This is a genomic window from Halpernia sp. (assembly GCF_048269545.1).
In the GTDB taxonomy this organism is placed as follows: domain Bacteria; phylum Bacteroidota; class Bacteroidia; order Flavobacteriales; family Weeksellaceae; genus Halpernia.
In genome coordinates, this window is the sequence record NZ_JBLXIJ010000006.1 from 116,959 (window position 1) to 132,337 (window position 15,379).

The 15,379-nt window shown below is 29.3% G+C and carries 16 protein-coding genes and 1 rRNA gene; 11 read left to right on the forward strand and 6 right to left on the reverse strand.

What is annotated here, in order from left to right; all coding sequences use genetic code 11:
- Positions 1-64 precede the first annotated feature (64 nt).
- Together ACN0WB_RS08900 and ACN0WB_RS08905 are read left to right on the forward strand one after the other, a co-directional pair.
- Entirely contained in the window at positions 65-1,420 is a 1,356-nt protein-coding gene (locus ACN0WB_RS08900; protein WP_417430932.1) for a DNA recombination protein RmuC, read from the forward strand.
- 9 nt (positions 1,421-1,429) lie between these two features.
- Entirely contained in the window at positions 1,430-2,188 is a 759-nt protein-coding gene (locus tag ACN0WB_RS08905; protein WP_417430934.1) for a TrmH family RNA methyltransferase, read from the forward strand.
- A gap of 79 nt (positions 2,189-2,267) precedes the next feature.
- On the opposite strand, the gene ACN0WB_RS08910 is transcribed toward ACN0WB_RS08905, so the two are convergent.
- Positions 2,268-2,609, reverse strand: a complete 342-nt coding sequence (locus tag ACN0WB_RS08910; protein WP_417430936.1) for a hypothetical protein — start codon at positions 2,607-2,609, stop codon at positions 2,268-2,270.
- Positions 2,610-2,795: 186 nt separating this feature from the next.
- Here ACN0WB_RS08910 and ACN0WB_RS08915 point away from each other — a divergent pair, with 186 nt between their 5' ends.
- Both ACN0WB_RS08915 and ACN0WB_RS08920 read left to right on the forward strand, forming a co-directional pair.
- Entirely contained in the window at positions 2,796-3,938 is a 1,143-nt protein-coding gene (locus ACN0WB_RS08915; protein WP_417430938.1) for a hypothetical protein, read from the forward strand.
- Entirely contained in the window at positions 3,922-4,503 is a 582-nt protein-coding gene (locus tag ACN0WB_RS08920) for a hypothetical protein (protein WP_417430940.1), read from the forward strand. The genes ACN0WB_RS08915 and ACN0WB_RS08920 overlap by 17 nt, the downstream gene beginning before the upstream one ends.
- Here the strand turns inward: ACN0WB_RS08920 and ACN0WB_RS08925 are convergent.
- From ACN0WB_RS08925 to ACN0WB_RS08940, 4 genes are all read right to left on the reverse strand, one after another.
- Complete coding sequence (locus ACN0WB_RS08925) at positions 4,440-5,042, reverse strand: 5-formyltetrahydrofolate cyclo-ligase (protein ID WP_417430942.1); 603 nt, start codon at positions 5,040-5,042, stop codon at positions 4,440-4,442. The two genes, ACN0WB_RS08920 and ACN0WB_RS08925, sit on opposite strands and share 64 nt — an antisense overlap.
- Before the next feature lie 25 nt (positions 5,043-5,067).
- Entirely contained in the window at positions 5,068-6,423 is a 1,356-nt protein-coding gene (locus tag ACN0WB_RS08930; protein WP_417430944.1) for a rhodanese-related sulfurtransferase, read from the reverse strand.
- Positions 6,424-6,820: 397 nt separating this feature from the next.
- On the reverse strand, positions 6,821-7,981 hold the full coding sequence (locus ACN0WB_RS08935) for a GlmU family protein (RefSeq protein ID WP_417430946.1): 1,161 nt from the start codon (positions 7,979-7,981) through the stop codon (positions 6,821-6,823).
- Positions 7,982-8,097: 116 nt separating this feature from the next.
- The gene (locus ACN0WB_RS08940; RefSeq protein WP_417430948.1) at positions 8,098-8,349 is read right to left on the reverse strand and encodes a type B 50S ribosomal protein L31; all 252 of its coding nucleotides are present in this window, start codon (positions 8,347-8,349) and stop codon (positions 8,098-8,100) included.
- Positions 8,350-8,523: 174 nt separating this feature from the next.
- Here ACN0WB_RS08940 and ACN0WB_RS08945 point away from each other — a divergent pair, with 174 nt between their 5' ends.
- The 7 genes from ACN0WB_RS08945 to ACN0WB_RS08975 all read left to right on the forward strand — a co-directional run bounded on the left by ACN0WB_RS08945 (position 8,524) and on the right by ACN0WB_RS08975 (position 15,208).
- On the forward strand, positions 8,524-9,936 hold the full coding sequence (locus ACN0WB_RS08945; protein WP_417430950.1) for a hypothetical protein: 1,413 nt from the start codon (positions 8,524-8,526) through the stop codon (positions 9,934-9,936).
- A gap of 22 nt (positions 9,937-9,958) precedes the next feature.
- Positions 9,959-10,159: a hypothetical protein gene (locus ACN0WB_RS08950; protein ID WP_417430951.1), complete on the forward strand. Its 201-nt coding sequence runs from the start codon at positions 9,959-9,961 to the stop codon at positions 10,157-10,159.
- 3 nt (positions 10,160-10,162) lie between these two features.
- Positions 10,163-10,489 (forward strand): nucleotide pyrophosphohydrolase, encoded by a 327-nt coding sequence (locus ACN0WB_RS08955; RefSeq protein ID WP_417430953.1) that lies wholly within the window; start codon positions 10,163-10,165, stop codon positions 10,487-10,489.
- Positions 10,490-10,502: 13 nt separating this feature from the next.
- A complete protein-coding gene (locus tag ACN0WB_RS08960; protein ID WP_417430955.1) occupies positions 10,503-11,732 on the forward strand; it encodes a 3-phosphoshikimate 1-carboxyvinyltransferase in 1,230 nt (409 codons plus the stop codon).
- Positions 11,733-11,764: 32 nt separating this feature from the next.
- A complete protein-coding gene (locus ACN0WB_RS08965) occupies positions 11,765-12,595 on the forward strand; it encodes a 5'-nucleotidase, lipoprotein e(P4) family (protein ID WP_417430957.1) in 831 nt (276 codons plus the stop codon).
- Positions 12,596-12,707: 112 nt separating this feature from the next.
- Positions 12,708-13,496 carry an SDR family oxidoreductase gene (locus ACN0WB_RS08970; protein WP_417430959.1) on the forward strand — a complete coding sequence of 263 codons (789 nt, stop codon included), beginning with the start codon at positions 12,708-12,710 and terminating at the stop codon, positions 13,494-13,496.
- A 185-nt stretch (positions 13,497-13,681) separates the two neighbouring features.
- Positions 13,682-15,208, forward strand: a complete 1,527-nt coding sequence (locus tag ACN0WB_RS08975) for a hypothetical protein (protein ID WP_417430961.1) — start codon at positions 13,682-13,684, stop codon at positions 15,206-15,208.
- Between the two features lie 93 nt (positions 15,209-15,301).
- Here the strand turns inward: ACN0WB_RS08975 and rrf are convergent.
- Positions 15,302-15,379 (reverse strand): 5S ribosomal RNA (rrf, locus tag ACN0WB_RS08980); the annotation flags it as partial.

Consider the following 15,379-nt stretch of genomic DNA (forward strand, 5'->3'; position numbering starts at 1 on the left):
ACTCTTTTTACTTTTTACTTTTTACTTTTACATTAAAACAAAAGCTTTTCATTATTTTTGAGCTATGGAAATTTCAACATTAATTCTCGGGCTTTTACTTGGCGCTCTTTTAGGTGCAGTTATTATTTATTTAATTTTAAAATCAACACATATTTTAAGAAAAGATTTTGATGAATTGAATAATAATTTTATTAAAACAAATTCTGATCTTGATAATTCTCAAAAGGAAAGAAATAAGTTAAATGAATTTTTAAATTCTGAAAGGGAAATTAATACTCAGAAAAGTTTAGAATTAAATAAATTAATTGCTTCAAACTCCAACTTCTCTGCGCAAAATGAAAATTTATTGCAACGTTTAGATTCTCAAAAAGAAGATTTAAAAAAACTTCAAGAAGACGCCAAATTACAATTTGAAAATTTAGCCAATAAAATTTTGGAAGAAAAAACAGAAAAATTCACCGAACAAAATCAACAGAATTTAAAAAATATTCTCAATCCGTTACAAGAAAAAATAAACAGTTTTGAGAGAAAGGTAGAAACCACGCATAAAGAAAGCATCGATTATCACGCAGCGCTCCGACAACAAATTATTGGTTTGAAAGATATGAACCTTCAAATGAGCAAAGAAACTTTAAATCTTACAAAGGCATTAAAAGGTGATAATAAAATCCAAGGAAATTGGGGAGAATTAGTTTTAGAAAGGGTTTTAGAAAAATCTGGTTTAGAAAAAGGAAGAGAATATGAAGTGCAAAAAAGCCACACAAACGAAGATGGAAACAGAGTTTTGCCGGATGTTGTAATTAATCTTCCAGATGGTAAAAAAATGGTAATTGATTCTAAAGTTTCTTTAATTGCGTATGAAAAATACATTAACGAAGAAGAAGAGGAACAAAAAAATTACTTTTTAAAAGATCACGTTTCTTCTATCAAAAGACACGTAGAACAACTGGGAAATAAGAATTATCAAAATTTGTACGCAATGGAAAGTCCAGATTTCGTTCTACTTTTCATCCCAATTGAACCTGCATTTGCAATTGCATTAAATGAAGATACTTTTCTTTATAATAAAGCTTTTGAAAAAAATATTGTAATTGTCACGCCTTCTACTCTTTTAGCCACTTTACGAACAATTGATAGTATGTGGACAAACCAAAAACAGCAAGAAAATGCTTATGAAATTGCGAGACAAGCAGGAGCTTTGTACGATAAATTTGAAGGATTTGTAAGTGATTTGGTGAAAGTTGGAAATAAAATAAAAGATTCTAAAACTGAATATGATAATGCCATGAACAAATTAGTTGATGGAAGAGGAAACTTAATTACAAGTGTAGAAAAATTAAAGAAAATGGGTGCAAAAGCCAAAAAATCTATTCCTGAAAATATTATTTTAAGAGCCATTTCAGAGGAAGAAGAAATATAAAATAGTGTAATGATTGAAAGTTTACAAAACGAAAAAATAAAATACTTAAACCGGCTTTTAACTGATAACAGATTCAGAAAAAAAGAGCAAGTTTTCACTGTTGAAGGCGCACAAGAAAATAAACGTGCGTTAAAATTTAATTCGAAACCAGTTAATTATTTTATTTGTGAAAGTATTTTTTCAGGAGAATTACCTTTAAAATTTGAAAGTATTTCAGATAAAATTTATAATAAAATCGCTTATCGTGGAAGTTCAGAAGGAATTATTGGGATTTATAAAACGGAAGAAAAAGATTTAAATAATTACAAGCCAAAAGATAAGGATTCTGTAATTGTAATAGAAAGTGTAGAAAAACCAGGAAATTTAGGCGCTATATTAAGAAGTTGTGAAGCATTTGGAATAGAAGCTATAATTATCACAGATACAAAAGTTGATATTTATAATCCGAATGTTATTCGTTCAAGTGTTGGCTGTTTATTCGGAATGAATATTTTTCAAAGTGAAAATAAAACAGCTTTAAAATTTTTAAATGAAAATAATTTTCAAATTTACACTACAAATATGCATCAAAACGCAATAGAGATTTCCTCCATAAATTTTGTAAAAAAGAGTGCTCTAATTTTCGGTACAGAACACAGCGGACTTTCAGATTTTTGGTCACAAACTGGAAAAAATGTAATCATTCCAATGTGCGGAAGCATAGATTCTCTTAATCTGAGTAATGCGGTTGCAATCTCCTGTTATGAAATTCTACGACAGAAAAAATAAAATAATTCTTCAAATAAAATCATAAAAAACCGGCTCGTTATAAATAACGAGCCGGTTTAAATTTATTCGTGAGAATAAATTATTTTTTTACAGCTTCTTTAACAGCTTTGTTAGCGTCTTTTGTAGCATCTTTTGCAGCATCTGCAGCACCTTTTGCAGCATCACCTGCACCTTTTGCAGCATCTTTTGCAGCATCAACACCAGCAGCAGTAGTTGCAGCAGCAGCATCTTTTGCAGCATCAACAGTTACAGAAGCAGCAGAATCAACTACAGCAGCAGCAGAATCAGTTACGTTTGCAGCAGAATCAGACATTGCAGCAGCAGTAGAATCTGTAGCATTAGCTGTATCAACAGTTTCAGTTTTTTTACAAGCAACTAAAGAAATAGCAGCGATTGCAGCTACGAATAATGATTTTTTCATAATAAATTGAATTAAATTGTTTTACTTTGTTTTAAATTGGTTGTTGTAATGATATATATCATTTTGACAGTGCAAAGATAGAATGATAAAATAATTTTCATTAGAAAATTAATTGTAATATATTTGTAGAATGATTTTACAATTTATCATCACTGAATATCAAAAAGTTAACCGCATAATTGTATTTTGACAGATTTAGATTTATTACATTTTGAGCAACTGAAATCTGAAGTTCAGGCCAAATACATAAAAAATTATTCTCCTTCTTTTGATGATATTTCAAAATGGAAGGGAATTGATATCATTTATTTCCAAGAAGATTTAAGAAAAGTCGCAAAAGGCAACATAAGTGAGAAATCTTTTTATACTTACTTTAAAAATTCTCCCGTTACGAAGTTGCCACGAATTGACATGCTAAATATATTATCTGTTTATGCAGGTTACGATACATGGTATTGTTTTAAAAAAGATCATCTTTTTGCCAATGAAATTTTAAAAGACAATGGAGAGTCAGAAAAAATTAATGATGATGATTTGGAACAAAACTCAGTAAATGAAAATGAAAATGAAAATGATTTGGTACGTGAAATACTTAAAAACACCTATTTAGAAACCAATGAAACTACAGTTTTACAAAACAAAAAGACTGATAATCAAATAGGTGAAAAAAATATAGAAGATAAAACAATTTATCCGAATTCTTTATTTTCTTATATTAAAAAATATCTTTGGATAGGAATTACATTACTTTTATTAGTACTTGTGGCACTTTTGGGGTTTAAAGATGAAATTTTTAGTAGAAAATATTATTATAGTTTTATAGATGCAGATAGAAATGCAAAAATAAATGCAGATTTACAAGTTCAGATTCTCAAAGATGATGAATCTCCCATTTTGTATGTAGCAAAACCAAATGTTCCCTTTGTTTATACTACAAAATCTAAAACTCTTACAATGGTTGTTTCTTCGCCGTTTTATAAAACTGATACTATTAGAAGAAATTTAGAAACTGCTCCAGAAGCAGAAAACATTGAGCTAAAACCGAATGATTATGCTTTTATGCTCTTTTATTATTCAAAATCTTTAAAAGATCTTAAGAAAAAGAGAGAGAGTTTAAACTATTTGATAAGTGACAATGTATTAATTTATCAAGTTTACGACAATGAAACTTATGGTGTGGAAACAATGGATAAACAACGCTATATTAATCTTGTTACACTCCCATCTACTTCTTTAGAAAAGCTTGAAGTGATTGATACAAAAACAAATAATCAAGGAAAAATAGATATGATAAAATTTAAAATAGGAAAAGATGAAGATTCTAAATAGTATATTTTTCTCGATGTTGCTCTTTTTATTGGTCATTTCCTGTAAAAAGGAAAATAGTTCTGTGAGTGATTTAGAAACGCTGCGTAAAAACACCAATAAAATGAGTTATCCCGTAACAAAAATGGATAGCGCTCAAGCAATTTCTTTTATAACAAAACAAAAAATTCAAGAATTATTTGATCTCTCCACGCTTTACACTTCTGGACATCGTGATACTGAAATAGACTCCGTAATTTACTCACAAATGAATAGTTATTTTTTAATTCAAGATTCTCAAAAATTAAAGCCTATTTTACTTCAACTGGACAGTCTGAAAGTAAAAACAGCAAAAGTAGGAGATATTCAAGTTAGAAAAGAATATACAAAAAATGATACACTAGATTTCGCAAAGTTTAATGTAGAATATTACGACAAAGACAACAAATTTATCGGTAGTTTCGACAAAAACGCTCAATATATTTTAAAACCGTATCCTGTAAAATTCAAAAAAGAATTTAAATTTTATTTCGTGAATTTTGATATTCCGTCAAAAAAAGACAGTATTTCCGTTGGCGTAACCAAATAATCTAACTTTTCATCAAAATCTGAAATGTCTGAAATTTGTTGAATTGGCGTAAAGAAATTTAAACCAATTTTAACGGTTTCCAAATTTAATTTTTTGAAAAACTTGTCATAAAATCCTTTTCCGTAACCAATTCTATTTCCATTTTTGTCACAATAAAGTAATGGCGTTATAACCAAGTCAAAATTATTTTCTGATAAATACAAATTTGATTTTGGCTCCAAAATTCCCCAAGAATTCTTAATTAACTCTGTGGATTTTTCTAATTTAATAGAAATCATTTCTTCTCCTATAATTTTCGGAACATAAACTTCAATATTATTTTCCCAAAAATAATGAATAAAAAGAAAAGTATTAATTTCATTAAACTTCTCGATTGGCAAAAAACAATGTACTTTTTTTACTTCAGATAAATCAAAAAACTTTAAGAAACTTTCAAAAATTGTTTGAGAATAATCTTCGATTTCCTCTTTAGAAAAAGTCATTCTTTCCTTTAAATAAAGCTTTCGTAATTCTGATTTATTTAAAGTTGAAGAATACATTTTGGAATTATTTTTCTAATTAAAATTAATCTAAAATCTTATACAATTTATCAGACAATCTAATCCTAAAAGGAATTTCAAATGTAATTTGATCTCCAGTTTTTGCATTTTCACAAGAATTTCCATTTGCAAATAATTCTGTAATTATAAATTCTTGCTCTCCAGTTGTCGGACCAGAAATTAAAACTTTATCACCAATAGAAATTTCTTGATTTTCAATTAAAAATTGTCCGATTTTAGATTTTGTAAAATAATGCTCCGCTTTCCCAATCAAAACTTTTTTAATTTTTATTTTTCCACGAATATTTTTAGATTCTGCTTTTGCTAAAGGTTTTTTAGGTAAATCTCCAGAATTTTTAAATCTTAAAGCTTCAGATTTTCCTTTTCTAAATACTTTATTTCCTACTTGTAATCCTTTTCTTAATTCTTTTTGTTTGTTTTCTGGTAAATGAATAATTTCCAAACATTCAGTTGAACAACAATTTTCCATTATTTCTTTACACTTATCACATTGAATAAATAATAAATGACAAGCTTCATTCTCGCAATTCGTGTGATTATCACACGGTTTTCCACATTGATGACATTGCGAAACAATATCGTCCGTAATTCTTTCGCCTAATCTGTGATCAAAAACAAAATTTTTCCCAATGAATTTACTTTCAATTTTTTCTTCTTTTATTTGACGCGCATATTCAATAATTCCTCCTTTTAATTGAAACACATTTTTAAATCCTTGATGTTTAAAATAAGCACTTGCTTTTTCACAGCGAATTCCTCCGGTACAATACATTAAAAGGTTTTTATCTTCTTTAAAATCTTGTAATTGTTCTTTAATTATTGGCAAACTTTCTCTAAAAGTTTCAACGTCCGGCGTAATTGCACCTTCAAAATGCCCGACTTCACTTTCATAATGATTTCTAAAATCAACTACAATCGTATTTGGATCTTCCAATAATTGATTAAATTCCCGTGCTTTCACGTGAATTCCTTTATTTGTCACATCAAAAGTTTCATCATTTAAACCATCTGCAACTATTTTATGTCTCACTTTAATGGTTAATTTCAAAAACGAATGATCATCTTGTTCAACTGCAACATTTAATAAAATATCTTTCAAAAAATCATAAACTTCCAAGGTTTCCCGGAAATTTTCAAAATTTTCCGCTGGAAGACTCAGTTGTGCATTAATTCCTTCATGCGCAACATAAATTCTTCCGAGAACATCGAGTTTGTTCCAAGCTATAAATAAATCGTCGCGAAATTTTTGGGGATTTTGGATTTTTGCGTACGCATAGAAAGATAAAGTAAGCCGCTGCTTTCCGGCTTCATCAATAAGTTTGGCTCTTTCTTCTGCGCTTAATTTGTTATACAGTTGCATGCTATCAACGTTTTAAGTGAGAAAAATATTTCGGCAAAGGTAAGAAAATAGATTTGAAAATTTATAAATGTGATAATTTGAGGATTTTTTTTGGCAGTTTTTTTCACCTTCCGTTCCCAATCTTTTTTTTAAATGTGAAAAAAAAGGATTCCACTCAAGTCGGGCTGCGTTACATTTTTAGAAAATTTCAATTTTGCTTTGGGTAAAAGAAAATTTACGAAAATACTCGCTAAAATAAAATAGTTCGTTTTGTCATTCTGACGAAGGAAGAATCTCAACAGTAAAAGAGATTTCCCTTTAAATCTTGAATTTCAAATTTATTTCTCTTTATCTGACTCAAACAAAGGCTTTAAGAAAAAAAATAAGTAATAAATAAATTTTCATTTTCAAAACTTATTTAATAATTCTCATATACATACTTCAAAATATTTTTATCAATTTCCTTTAAAGGCAATTTCCTCCTTTCCATCGCTTTTTCGGCAACTTCATACGCTTTAGATAAATTAAATTTTTCATCGCCTTTCATTCCTCCCCAAGAAAAGTTTTCTATTAAATTTGGTGGAAAACCAGATTTAAAAATATTTGCTCCAACTCCAACTACAGTTCCAGTATTAAACTGAGTATTAATCGCAGCTTTAGAATGATCTCCCATAATTAAACCACAAAATTGTAAACCTGTATTTTGGAAGCGCTTGCTTTTATAATTCCACAATTTTACCATCGCGTAATTATTTTTCAGATTAGAAGAATTAGTATCTGCGCCGATGTTACACCATTCACCAATCACAGAATTTCCGAGAAATCCTTCGTGTCCTTTATTTGAAAAACCAAAAATCACAATATTATTTACTTCTCCTCCAACTTTACATTGTGGTCCAATTGTGGTTGCGCCATAAATTTTGGCACCCATATTTATTTTAGAATTGTCGCCTAAAGATAAAGGTCCACGAACATTAGAACCTTCCATGATTTCAGCATTTTTTCCGATGTAGATTTTTCCAGTTTTGCAATTAATGGTTGCAAATTCTATTTCTGCACCTTCTTCAATGAAAAGATCTTTTTCATTTCCTAAAAATCCGTTTGTTGAAGATAATTTTTGCGACTTTTTTCCTTGCGTTAAAAGTTCAAAATCAAAATTAATGGCTTTTTCATTTAAGGAAAATAAATCGGTAGAATTTTTAAAGAAAACCAATTCTTCAGTAATATCCGTCATTTTCTCAATTTTATTTAGAGAGAAATTTTCCATATTTACTTTTGCAGCTAAAAGTTCATTTTCATAAACCAACGCTTCACCTAATTTTAAATTTTTTATTTGATTTAAAACTGTTTCGCTCGGCAAAAAATTTGGAACTAAAAAGAGAGATTCTACTTTCTCAGGTTTTGGAAACTTTTCTTGTAAAAAATCTTCAGTGATAAAAGTAACTTCGGAACAATCTAAGAGTTTTTTCCATCTTTCAGAAAATGTAAGAATTCCACAACGCATTTCTGCGGTTGGTTTTGTAAAAGTGAGTGGGAGAAATTCTTCCCAAAATTGAGCATCGGAGAAAACGAGTTGCATAAGCTTAGATTTTAGTCTTTAGGTAATAGTTTGGTGTAACAAAAATAAACATTAATTAACAAAAAAAGTCTTCCATTAAAAATGAAAGACTTCTCTGTATTAGAAAAACTCGAAAATTATTTTGCGAATTTTTTGTATTTGTTCATGAATTTATCAACTCTACCTGCTGTATCCACTAATTTCACTTTTCCTGTGTAGAAAGGGTGAGATGTAGAAGAAATCTCCATTTTTACCAAAGGATATTCAGTTCCTTCAAATTCGATAGTGTCTTTTGTTTCTGCTGTAGATTTGCAGATAAACATTTCGTCGTTACTCATATCTTTAAAAGCAACAAGTCTGTAATTAGTTGGGTGGATATCTTTTTTCATTTCCTTAATATTAATTTAAATAAAAATTATTTTAAGAAATAGTAATGGCTATTTCTTTGGTAAATTTTAGACCGCAAAAGTAAGAAATAATATTTAATCTACAAAGTCTTGTTTTACATTTTTTAACTTCACTATTCAACTATTTTAATTAAATTTGAAATCATATAAAAATCTATGAAATATAAAGTAATTACTGCCTTGTGTTTTTGGCTTGCTCTTTTTGTAATTTCTTGTAATAGAGACGAAATCACTTTTGAAGCACCTAGTCAAAACTTTAGGTTCTCTACAGATACAGTTTTTTGTGACACCGTTTATAACCAAGCGCGATCTGAAACTTATGCTGTGAAAATTTATAACAAAGAAGATAAAGATGTAAAAATCCCAAGAATTTATTTGGGAAGTGGTGCGGCTTCTTTATACAGAATCAATGTGGATGGAAAATCGGGAATAGATTTTACAAATGTGCCGTTAAGAAAAAAAGATAGTTTGTATATTTTTGTAGAAATTGCACCCATTGCAAATGCGCCAGAAGCTATTGCGGAAGATAGAATACAAATAGAATCTCCTGCAGGAAATCAACATATTACTTTATTTTCTGTCGTTCAAGATGCGGAATATTTTATAAAAACCGATACAAATCCTAATATTTTAAACGCAAATACTACTTGGACGAATAATAAAGCAAAAATTATTTTTGGTAATTTAACTTTAGCAGAAGGTAAAACTTTAACTATTGAAAAAGGAACGAAAATCTATTTTCACAAAAATAGTGGAATGACGATTGGTAAAAATTCTATTTTAAATGTGAATGGAGATTTAGGTTCAGAAGTAATTTTCCGTGGCGATAGAAGTGATACAAAATACGATACGATTCCCGTAAATTGGAATTCTATCGACTTTTTAGACCAAGCAAAACTGAATATGAATTACGCTAAAGTTTTCGGTGGAAATTCTGGTTTGGCTTTTAATAATGGAACTGCTACAATTAAAAATTCAATTATTCACACTTTTTTAGATTTCGGAATTTATGCTGTAAACTCAAAAATTGATGCTCAAAATTTGGTGATGAATAATTGCGGACAAGCCGATTTCGGGATTTTTAAAGGCGGAATTTATAACTTAACACATTCAACTTTAGCATCTTATAATAATTTTGAACAAAGTTCTTCTCTTCCGTTTTTGTCAATTTACGCAACAAATGAATATCAAAATCAAGCAGGTGGAACCGAAAGCGGTGCATTAACTTTGAATATTAAAAACTCTATTTTTTATGGAAATTCAGATAATTCTGTTGTTTTTAAACCCACATCTCGACAAACGTTTTCTTATAACATTTTAAATTCTTTATTAAAATATAAAGATGCAACTTCTGCAGGATTTAGTTTTGCTGGAAATTCAAATATCATCAATTCATTACAAAACCAAAATCCGAAATTTGAAAATTATTTTACTCAGAAATTAAATCTTCGGGTAAAAGTAGATTCACCGGTTCGTGGAAAAGGAAATGCAACAGCTGCGGCTTCCGTTCCGCTTGACATTCAGAAAATTCCACGAAGTTCTAATGCAACCTTAGGAGCTTATCAATAAAATTTAATTAAAAAAAAACAGCATGGAAACTTCTTTTTTTGAATATATTCCTTTTATAATTATAGGTTTAGTTTTATTTGGTGCATTATTTTTTCTGCGTCAAATAACCGAAAGAATTGCCAATTATACGCAATTAAGAGGCGACACTTATAATGAGATTATTGAACTCAAAGAACAAATAAAAGTATTAAACGATAAATTAGACACGCTCATAAATAAATAAATTTTGGAAATTACAAAACTGCAAAAGCAAGTTGATGAATGGATTAAAACATTTGGCGTTCGTTATTATAATGAATTGACAAACATGGCTATTTTAACTGAAGAAACGGGCGAAGTTGCAAGAATTATAGCCAGAAGATTTGGGGAACAATCTGAAAAAGAATCAGACAAAACCAAAGATTTAGGTGAAGAATTAGCCGATGTTTTATTTGTGACTTTATGTTTAGCCAATCAAACGGGTGTTGATTTACAAGATGCTTTTGACAAAAAAATAAAGAAAAATACAGAGCGTGATTTTGAACGCCATCAAAATAATAAAAAACTAAAATAATTTATATTCTTAGATGCTAAAACTTGAAAAAAGAATTTTAAAACCAAACATCGATATAAAAATCAGCGGTTCGAAAAGTATTTCGAATCGTTTGTTGATTTTGGAACATTTATTTTCTCATTTTAAAATCCACAATCTTTCCAATTCTCAAGACACGCAATTGTTACAAAAAGCATTAGAATCTGAAAATGAATTAATAGACATCCATCACGCCGGAACTGCAATGAGATTTTTAACTTCTTTTTTTGCAATTCAAGAAAATAAAACCACGATTTTAACAGGTTCTGAGCGAATGAAACAGCGCCCAATAAAGGATTTAGTTTCAGCTTTACAAAGTTTAGGCGCAGAAATAGAATATTTAGAAAATGATGGATTTCCACCTTTAAAAATTGTTGGTAAAAAAATTGCGAAAAATTCAGTCTCAATAAATGCTAAAGTTTCCAGCCAATTTATTACTTCTTTAATGTTAATCGGTGCAAAATTAGAAAACGGAATCCGCATTAATTTAGAAGGTGAAATAACTTCCCGACCTTATTTGGAAATGACAAGAGAAATACTAAAAGAATTAGGAATAGATTGTGAGATTTCCGAGCAATTAATTACCGTTAAAAACCTTTCTAATAAAGGGAATTTTATTTCAAATGAACATTTTACAGTAGAAAGTGATTGGAGTTCTGCGTCCTATTTTTATTCTTTAGCAGCCATTGGACGAAAGCCGATTATGTTACAGAAATTTTTGTCTGATTCCATACAAGGTGATTCAGAATTACAAACAATTTTCTGGAAATATTTTGGGATTAACACCATTTCAGAAAGTGGAGAACATAAAATTTCACTTTTACCAAATCATAATTTTGAGAAATCTTCGGAAATAAATCTTAATTTAAACGATTCACCCGATATTGCGCAAACTATTTGTGTTACTGCAACTGCGCTACAAATTCCATTTCATTTAAAAGGTTTAGCAACTTTAAAAGTAAAAGAAACTGACCGTTTGGAAGCTTTAAAAAGTGAATTATTTAAAATTGGTTGTGTTACAGAAATTTCGGATGATGAGATAAAATCTATAAAATTTTTCACTCCAGATGAGAATATTTTAATAAAAACTTATAACGATCACAGAATGGCGATGAGTTTTGCGCCATTTGCTTTGGTTAAAGAAATAAATATAGAAAACCCAGAAATAGTAGAAAAATCTTATCCAAATTTCTGGGAAGATTTTGAAACAATTTCTGAAATTTAAATTACATAATTTTACACTTAAATTTATAAAAAATGAAATCTCTTAAAATTACAACTCTAGCTTTTACACTTGTTTTTCTAACTTCTTGTAAGGTTTCTATTAATACTTTACCGCAAAATACGGTTACAAATTCTTCGCAAAAATTAAATAATATTTCCCTTAATGGAAAAGTTTTTTCTGCGTTGTGGCAACAAAATTCTGGTGAGTTTCGCGCGCTTTGTTATCAAGCTTATAATATTGCACAAATGAGAATTGATGAAAATTTAAAAATGAATTCTAAAAAACCATTAGCAATTATTACTGATATTGACGAAACTTTTTTAGACAATTCTCCTTACGCAGTAACAGAAGCCAAAAATGGGAAAGATTATGATCCAAAAACTTGGATGAATTGGACGGCAAAAGGCGAAGCAAAAGCGTATCCTGGTTCAGTCAATTTGTTTAATTATGCGGCATCTAAAAATATTGAAGTTTTTTATATTTCAAATAGAGATGAAAACGACAGAGCTGGAACACTAAAAAACCTAAAGGATTTAGGGTTTCCATTTGCAGATAATGAACATTTATTGTTGAAAGGTACAACTTCAGATAAAGAAGCACGGCGTTTAGAAGTTTTAAAAAATTATGATGTTATTATTTATATGGGCGATAATTTAGCAGATTTTTCTAAAATATTTAATAAAAAACCACAAACTGAAAGAAATGAATTGGTTGATCAAAATTCAAATCAATTTGGAAATAGATTTATAATGTTACCAAATTCTGGTTACGGCGATTGGGAACCAGCTTTACCTGGATATAATTATCAATTAACGCCTGCTGAAAAAGACAAAGTGATTTTGGATGATTTGCGTGGATATTAATTTTACGCAAAGACGTAAATGTTTTTAGCAGAGTGCGCAAGCTTTTCTAAATTAATCTTTTTACTTTTTACTTTTTACTTTTACTTTTTACTTTTACTTTTTATTTAAATTAATGACAATAATAATCACAGGAAGTTCCGCGGGAATTGGTTTTGCTTTAGCGGAATATTTTGGAAAAAAAGGGCATCAAGTTTTTGGTTTAAGTAGAACTTTGGTGCAAAGTAAATTTTTCACGTCTATATCGACTGATATTATTAAAAAAGATTCTATTGATTCTGCAATCTCTGAAATTTTAAAAAATAATTCTACAATAGATTTGCTCATAAACAACGCAGGAATGGGAATTGTTGGTCCAGTTGAAGATACTTCGCAAGAAGATATTTTAAACATATTTAATTTAAATTTAGCTGGTTCTGTAATGATGATGAGTGCCGTTTTACCAAAAATGCGTGAACAAAAAAATGGAAAAATAATTAATATCTCAAGTATTGGTTCTGAAATGGGATTGCCTTTTCGTGGGTTTTATTCGGCATCAAAATCTGCATTGGATAAAGTGACAGAAGCAATTCGTTATGAAATTTCTCTCTGGAATATTGAAGTTTGTAGTTTACATTTGGGCGATATAAAAACGAATATTGCCGAAAATAGATTAAAAACAAATGTTTCTGAACCTTATAAAAATATTTTTGAAAAAGTGTATTCTTTAATGAATTCGCACGTGGAAAATGGCATTGAACCAACTGAAGTTGCAACTTATATTGAGAAATTATTAAGTGAAAAAAAATGGAAAGCGCATTATTATTTTGGTAAGTTTGGACAGAGAATTGGCGTTCCTCTAAAATGGATTTTACCACAGAATTTCTATGAAAAACTGATGCGGAATTATAATAAAATTGATTAAATGTTGTTTTTAGTTAAATGCAAAGACGCAATTACTTTTTCGTATTTAAGACGCAAAGTAAATATTGCTCAATTGAAATATTAAATTTTAATATTTCGTTTAATTTTTAATTATTGAAACATTTTTTATTCTTTTTTTTAATTCTAATTAATTTTTCTTTGCACGCACAGAAAAAAAGATATTTATTGATTGACATTCAAAGTAATCAAAAGAAAGAAGTTTCAGATTCACTTTCCGCGGTGAAATTTTTAGATTCCCTTTCACAAAATTATTATTATTTAACGGAAGTTACGAACGTAAAAAAGACTGAAAATTCTACCGAAATCTACTTTGACAAAAAGCAAAATTTCAATATTGCGGAAGTTCATGTTTCTGATTCTTTGGCAAAACAACTCAATATATCACAAAATTTTAGAACTAAAAATCTAGATTCTTTAAAGCAAAATATCAATCAAAAATTTCGTGATAAAGGTTTTGCGTTTAACCGTGTAAAAGCGAAATTTAAAGGTTTTAAAAATGAAATTCCACAAGTAGATTTAGAAATCTCTCTCTCGGAAAAAAGAACGATTGATAAATTGGTGCTAAAAGATTACGACAAAGTTCCAAAACGTTTTGTGAAAAATTTAGATGAAGATTTTCTGCATAAAACTTATGATGATAAAAATTTATTAAAAATAAATAGCAGTTTGCAAAATCATCCGTTTGTGCTTTTGGAACGTCCGCCACAAACATTATTTAAAAAGGATTCTACTGAAATTTACTTATTTCTAAAGAAGAAAATCAACAGCACTTTTGATGGAATAATCGGTTTTGGAAATGATAAAACGGATAAATTTACCTTAAATGGTTCTTTAAATTTGAATTTGAAAAATATTTTCAACGGTTTTGAAACTATCAATTTGTATTGGCAAAGAAATCCAGATAGCGGACAAACTTTTAATTTAGGAACGGATATTCCATATTTATTTAATTCAAAAATTGGTTTTAATTTAAATGTTAATATTTATCGCCAAGATTCTACATTTGCAACAGTAAAAGCTATTCCTGCTTTTTATTATCATATTTCGAGCAATCAAAAAATTGGAATTCGGGGTACCTTTGAAAATTCTGCGGTTTTAGATTCACTTTACACGGGCGGAAAAGATTTTACAAAGCAAGGAATTGGCGTTTGGTATCAATTTACAAAACCCACAGAAACCGAAATATTCCAGTATCAAACGCGCATCAATACCAATATTGATTATTTGCGCGCCAATTACACGGACCAGAGGTTTAATCAAATCCAATATTTCATTAACGCAGAAAATAATTTTCATCTCGCGGGAAATCATTACTTAAATCTCAATGGAGAATCTGCGCTTATTAACGCCAAAAATGAACTGAATACGAATGAATTATTTCGTTTCGGCGGATGGAATTCTTTGCGTGGTTTTAACGAAAACTCTTTGTACGCCGAATTTTATGCTTATGGTGGTGCGGAATACCGCTATCTTGTAAATCCGCAAAATTTTTTTGATGTTTTTGTGCAATATGGTGTTTTAAATAACCCAAATTTAGAAGGTCAAATAAAATTATACAGTTTGGGGTTTGGTTTTAAATTCTTTCTACCAATCGGTTTGATGAGTGTTCAAATTTCCAATGGCTCGCAATTTGGCGAAGCGTTCAATTTTAAATCTACCAAAATTTCTTGGGGAATTTTGAGTAGGTTTTAGATTTTTCTAAAAAAATACTTACATTTTTTCTTGAACAATTCTCAACTAGTAAAAAAAAAAAGCCTCAAACTAGTAAAAGTATGAGGCTAAAAAAACTGGCGGCGACCTACTCTCCCGCTTGTTGCAGTACCATCGGCGCTAGAGGGCTTAACTTCTGTGTTCGGAATGGGA

What these genes read in the sequence shown, in the direction of transcription:
- ACN0WB_RS08900 (WP_417430932.1), top strand. Translation starts at nt 65, where the DNA reads ATGGAAATTTCAACATTAATTCTCGGGCTTTTACTTGGCGCTCTTTTA.
- ACN0WB_RS08905 (WP_417430934.1), top strand. Translation starts at nt 1,430, where the DNA reads ATGATTGAAAGTTTACAAAACGAAAAAATAAAATACTTAAACCGGCTT.
- ACN0WB_RS08910 (WP_417430936.1), bottom strand. Translation starts at nt 2,609, where the DNA reads ATGAAAAAATCATTATTCGTAGCTGCAATCGCTGCTATTTCTTTAGTT.
- ACN0WB_RS08920 (WP_417430940.1), top strand. Translation starts at nt 3,922, where the DNA reads ATGAAGATTCTAAATAGTATATTTTTCTCGATGTTGCTCTTTTTATTG.
- ACN0WB_RS08925 (WP_417430942.1), bottom strand. Translation starts at nt 5,042, where the DNA reads ATGTATTCTTCAACTTTAAATAAATCAGAATTACGAAAGCTTTATTTA.
- ACN0WB_RS08930 (WP_417430944.1), bottom strand. Translation starts at nt 6,423, where the DNA reads ATGCAACTGTATAACAAATTAAGCGCAGAAGAAAGAGCCAAACTTATT.
- ACN0WB_RS08935 (WP_417430946.1), bottom strand. Translation starts at nt 7,981, where the DNA reads ATGCAACTCGTTTTCTCCGATGCTCAATTTTGGGAAGAATTTCTCCCA.
- ACN0WB_RS08940 (WP_417430948.1), bottom strand. Translation starts at nt 8,349, where the DNA reads ATGAAAAAAGATATCCACCCAACTAATTACAGACTTGTTGCTTTTAAA.
- ACN0WB_RS08945 (WP_417430950.1), top strand. Translation starts at nt 8,524, where the DNA reads ATGAAATATAAAGTAATTACTGCCTTGTGTTTTTGGCTTGCTCTTTTT.
- ACN0WB_RS08950 (WP_417430951.1), top strand. Translation starts at nt 9,959, where the DNA reads ATGGAAACTTCTTTTTTTGAATATATTCCTTTTATAATTATAGGTTTA.
- ACN0WB_RS08960 (WP_417430955.1), top strand. Translation starts at nt 10,503, where the DNA reads ATGCTAAAACTTGAAAAAAGAATTTTAAAACCAAACATCGATATAAAA.
- ACN0WB_RS08965 (WP_417430957.1), top strand. Translation starts at nt 11,765, where the DNA reads ATGAAATCTCTTAAAATTACAACTCTAGCTTTTACACTTGTTTTTCTA.
- ACN0WB_RS08970 (WP_417430959.1), top strand. Translation starts at nt 12,708, where the DNA reads ATGACAATAATAATCACAGGAAGTTCCGCGGGAATTGGTTTTGCTTTA.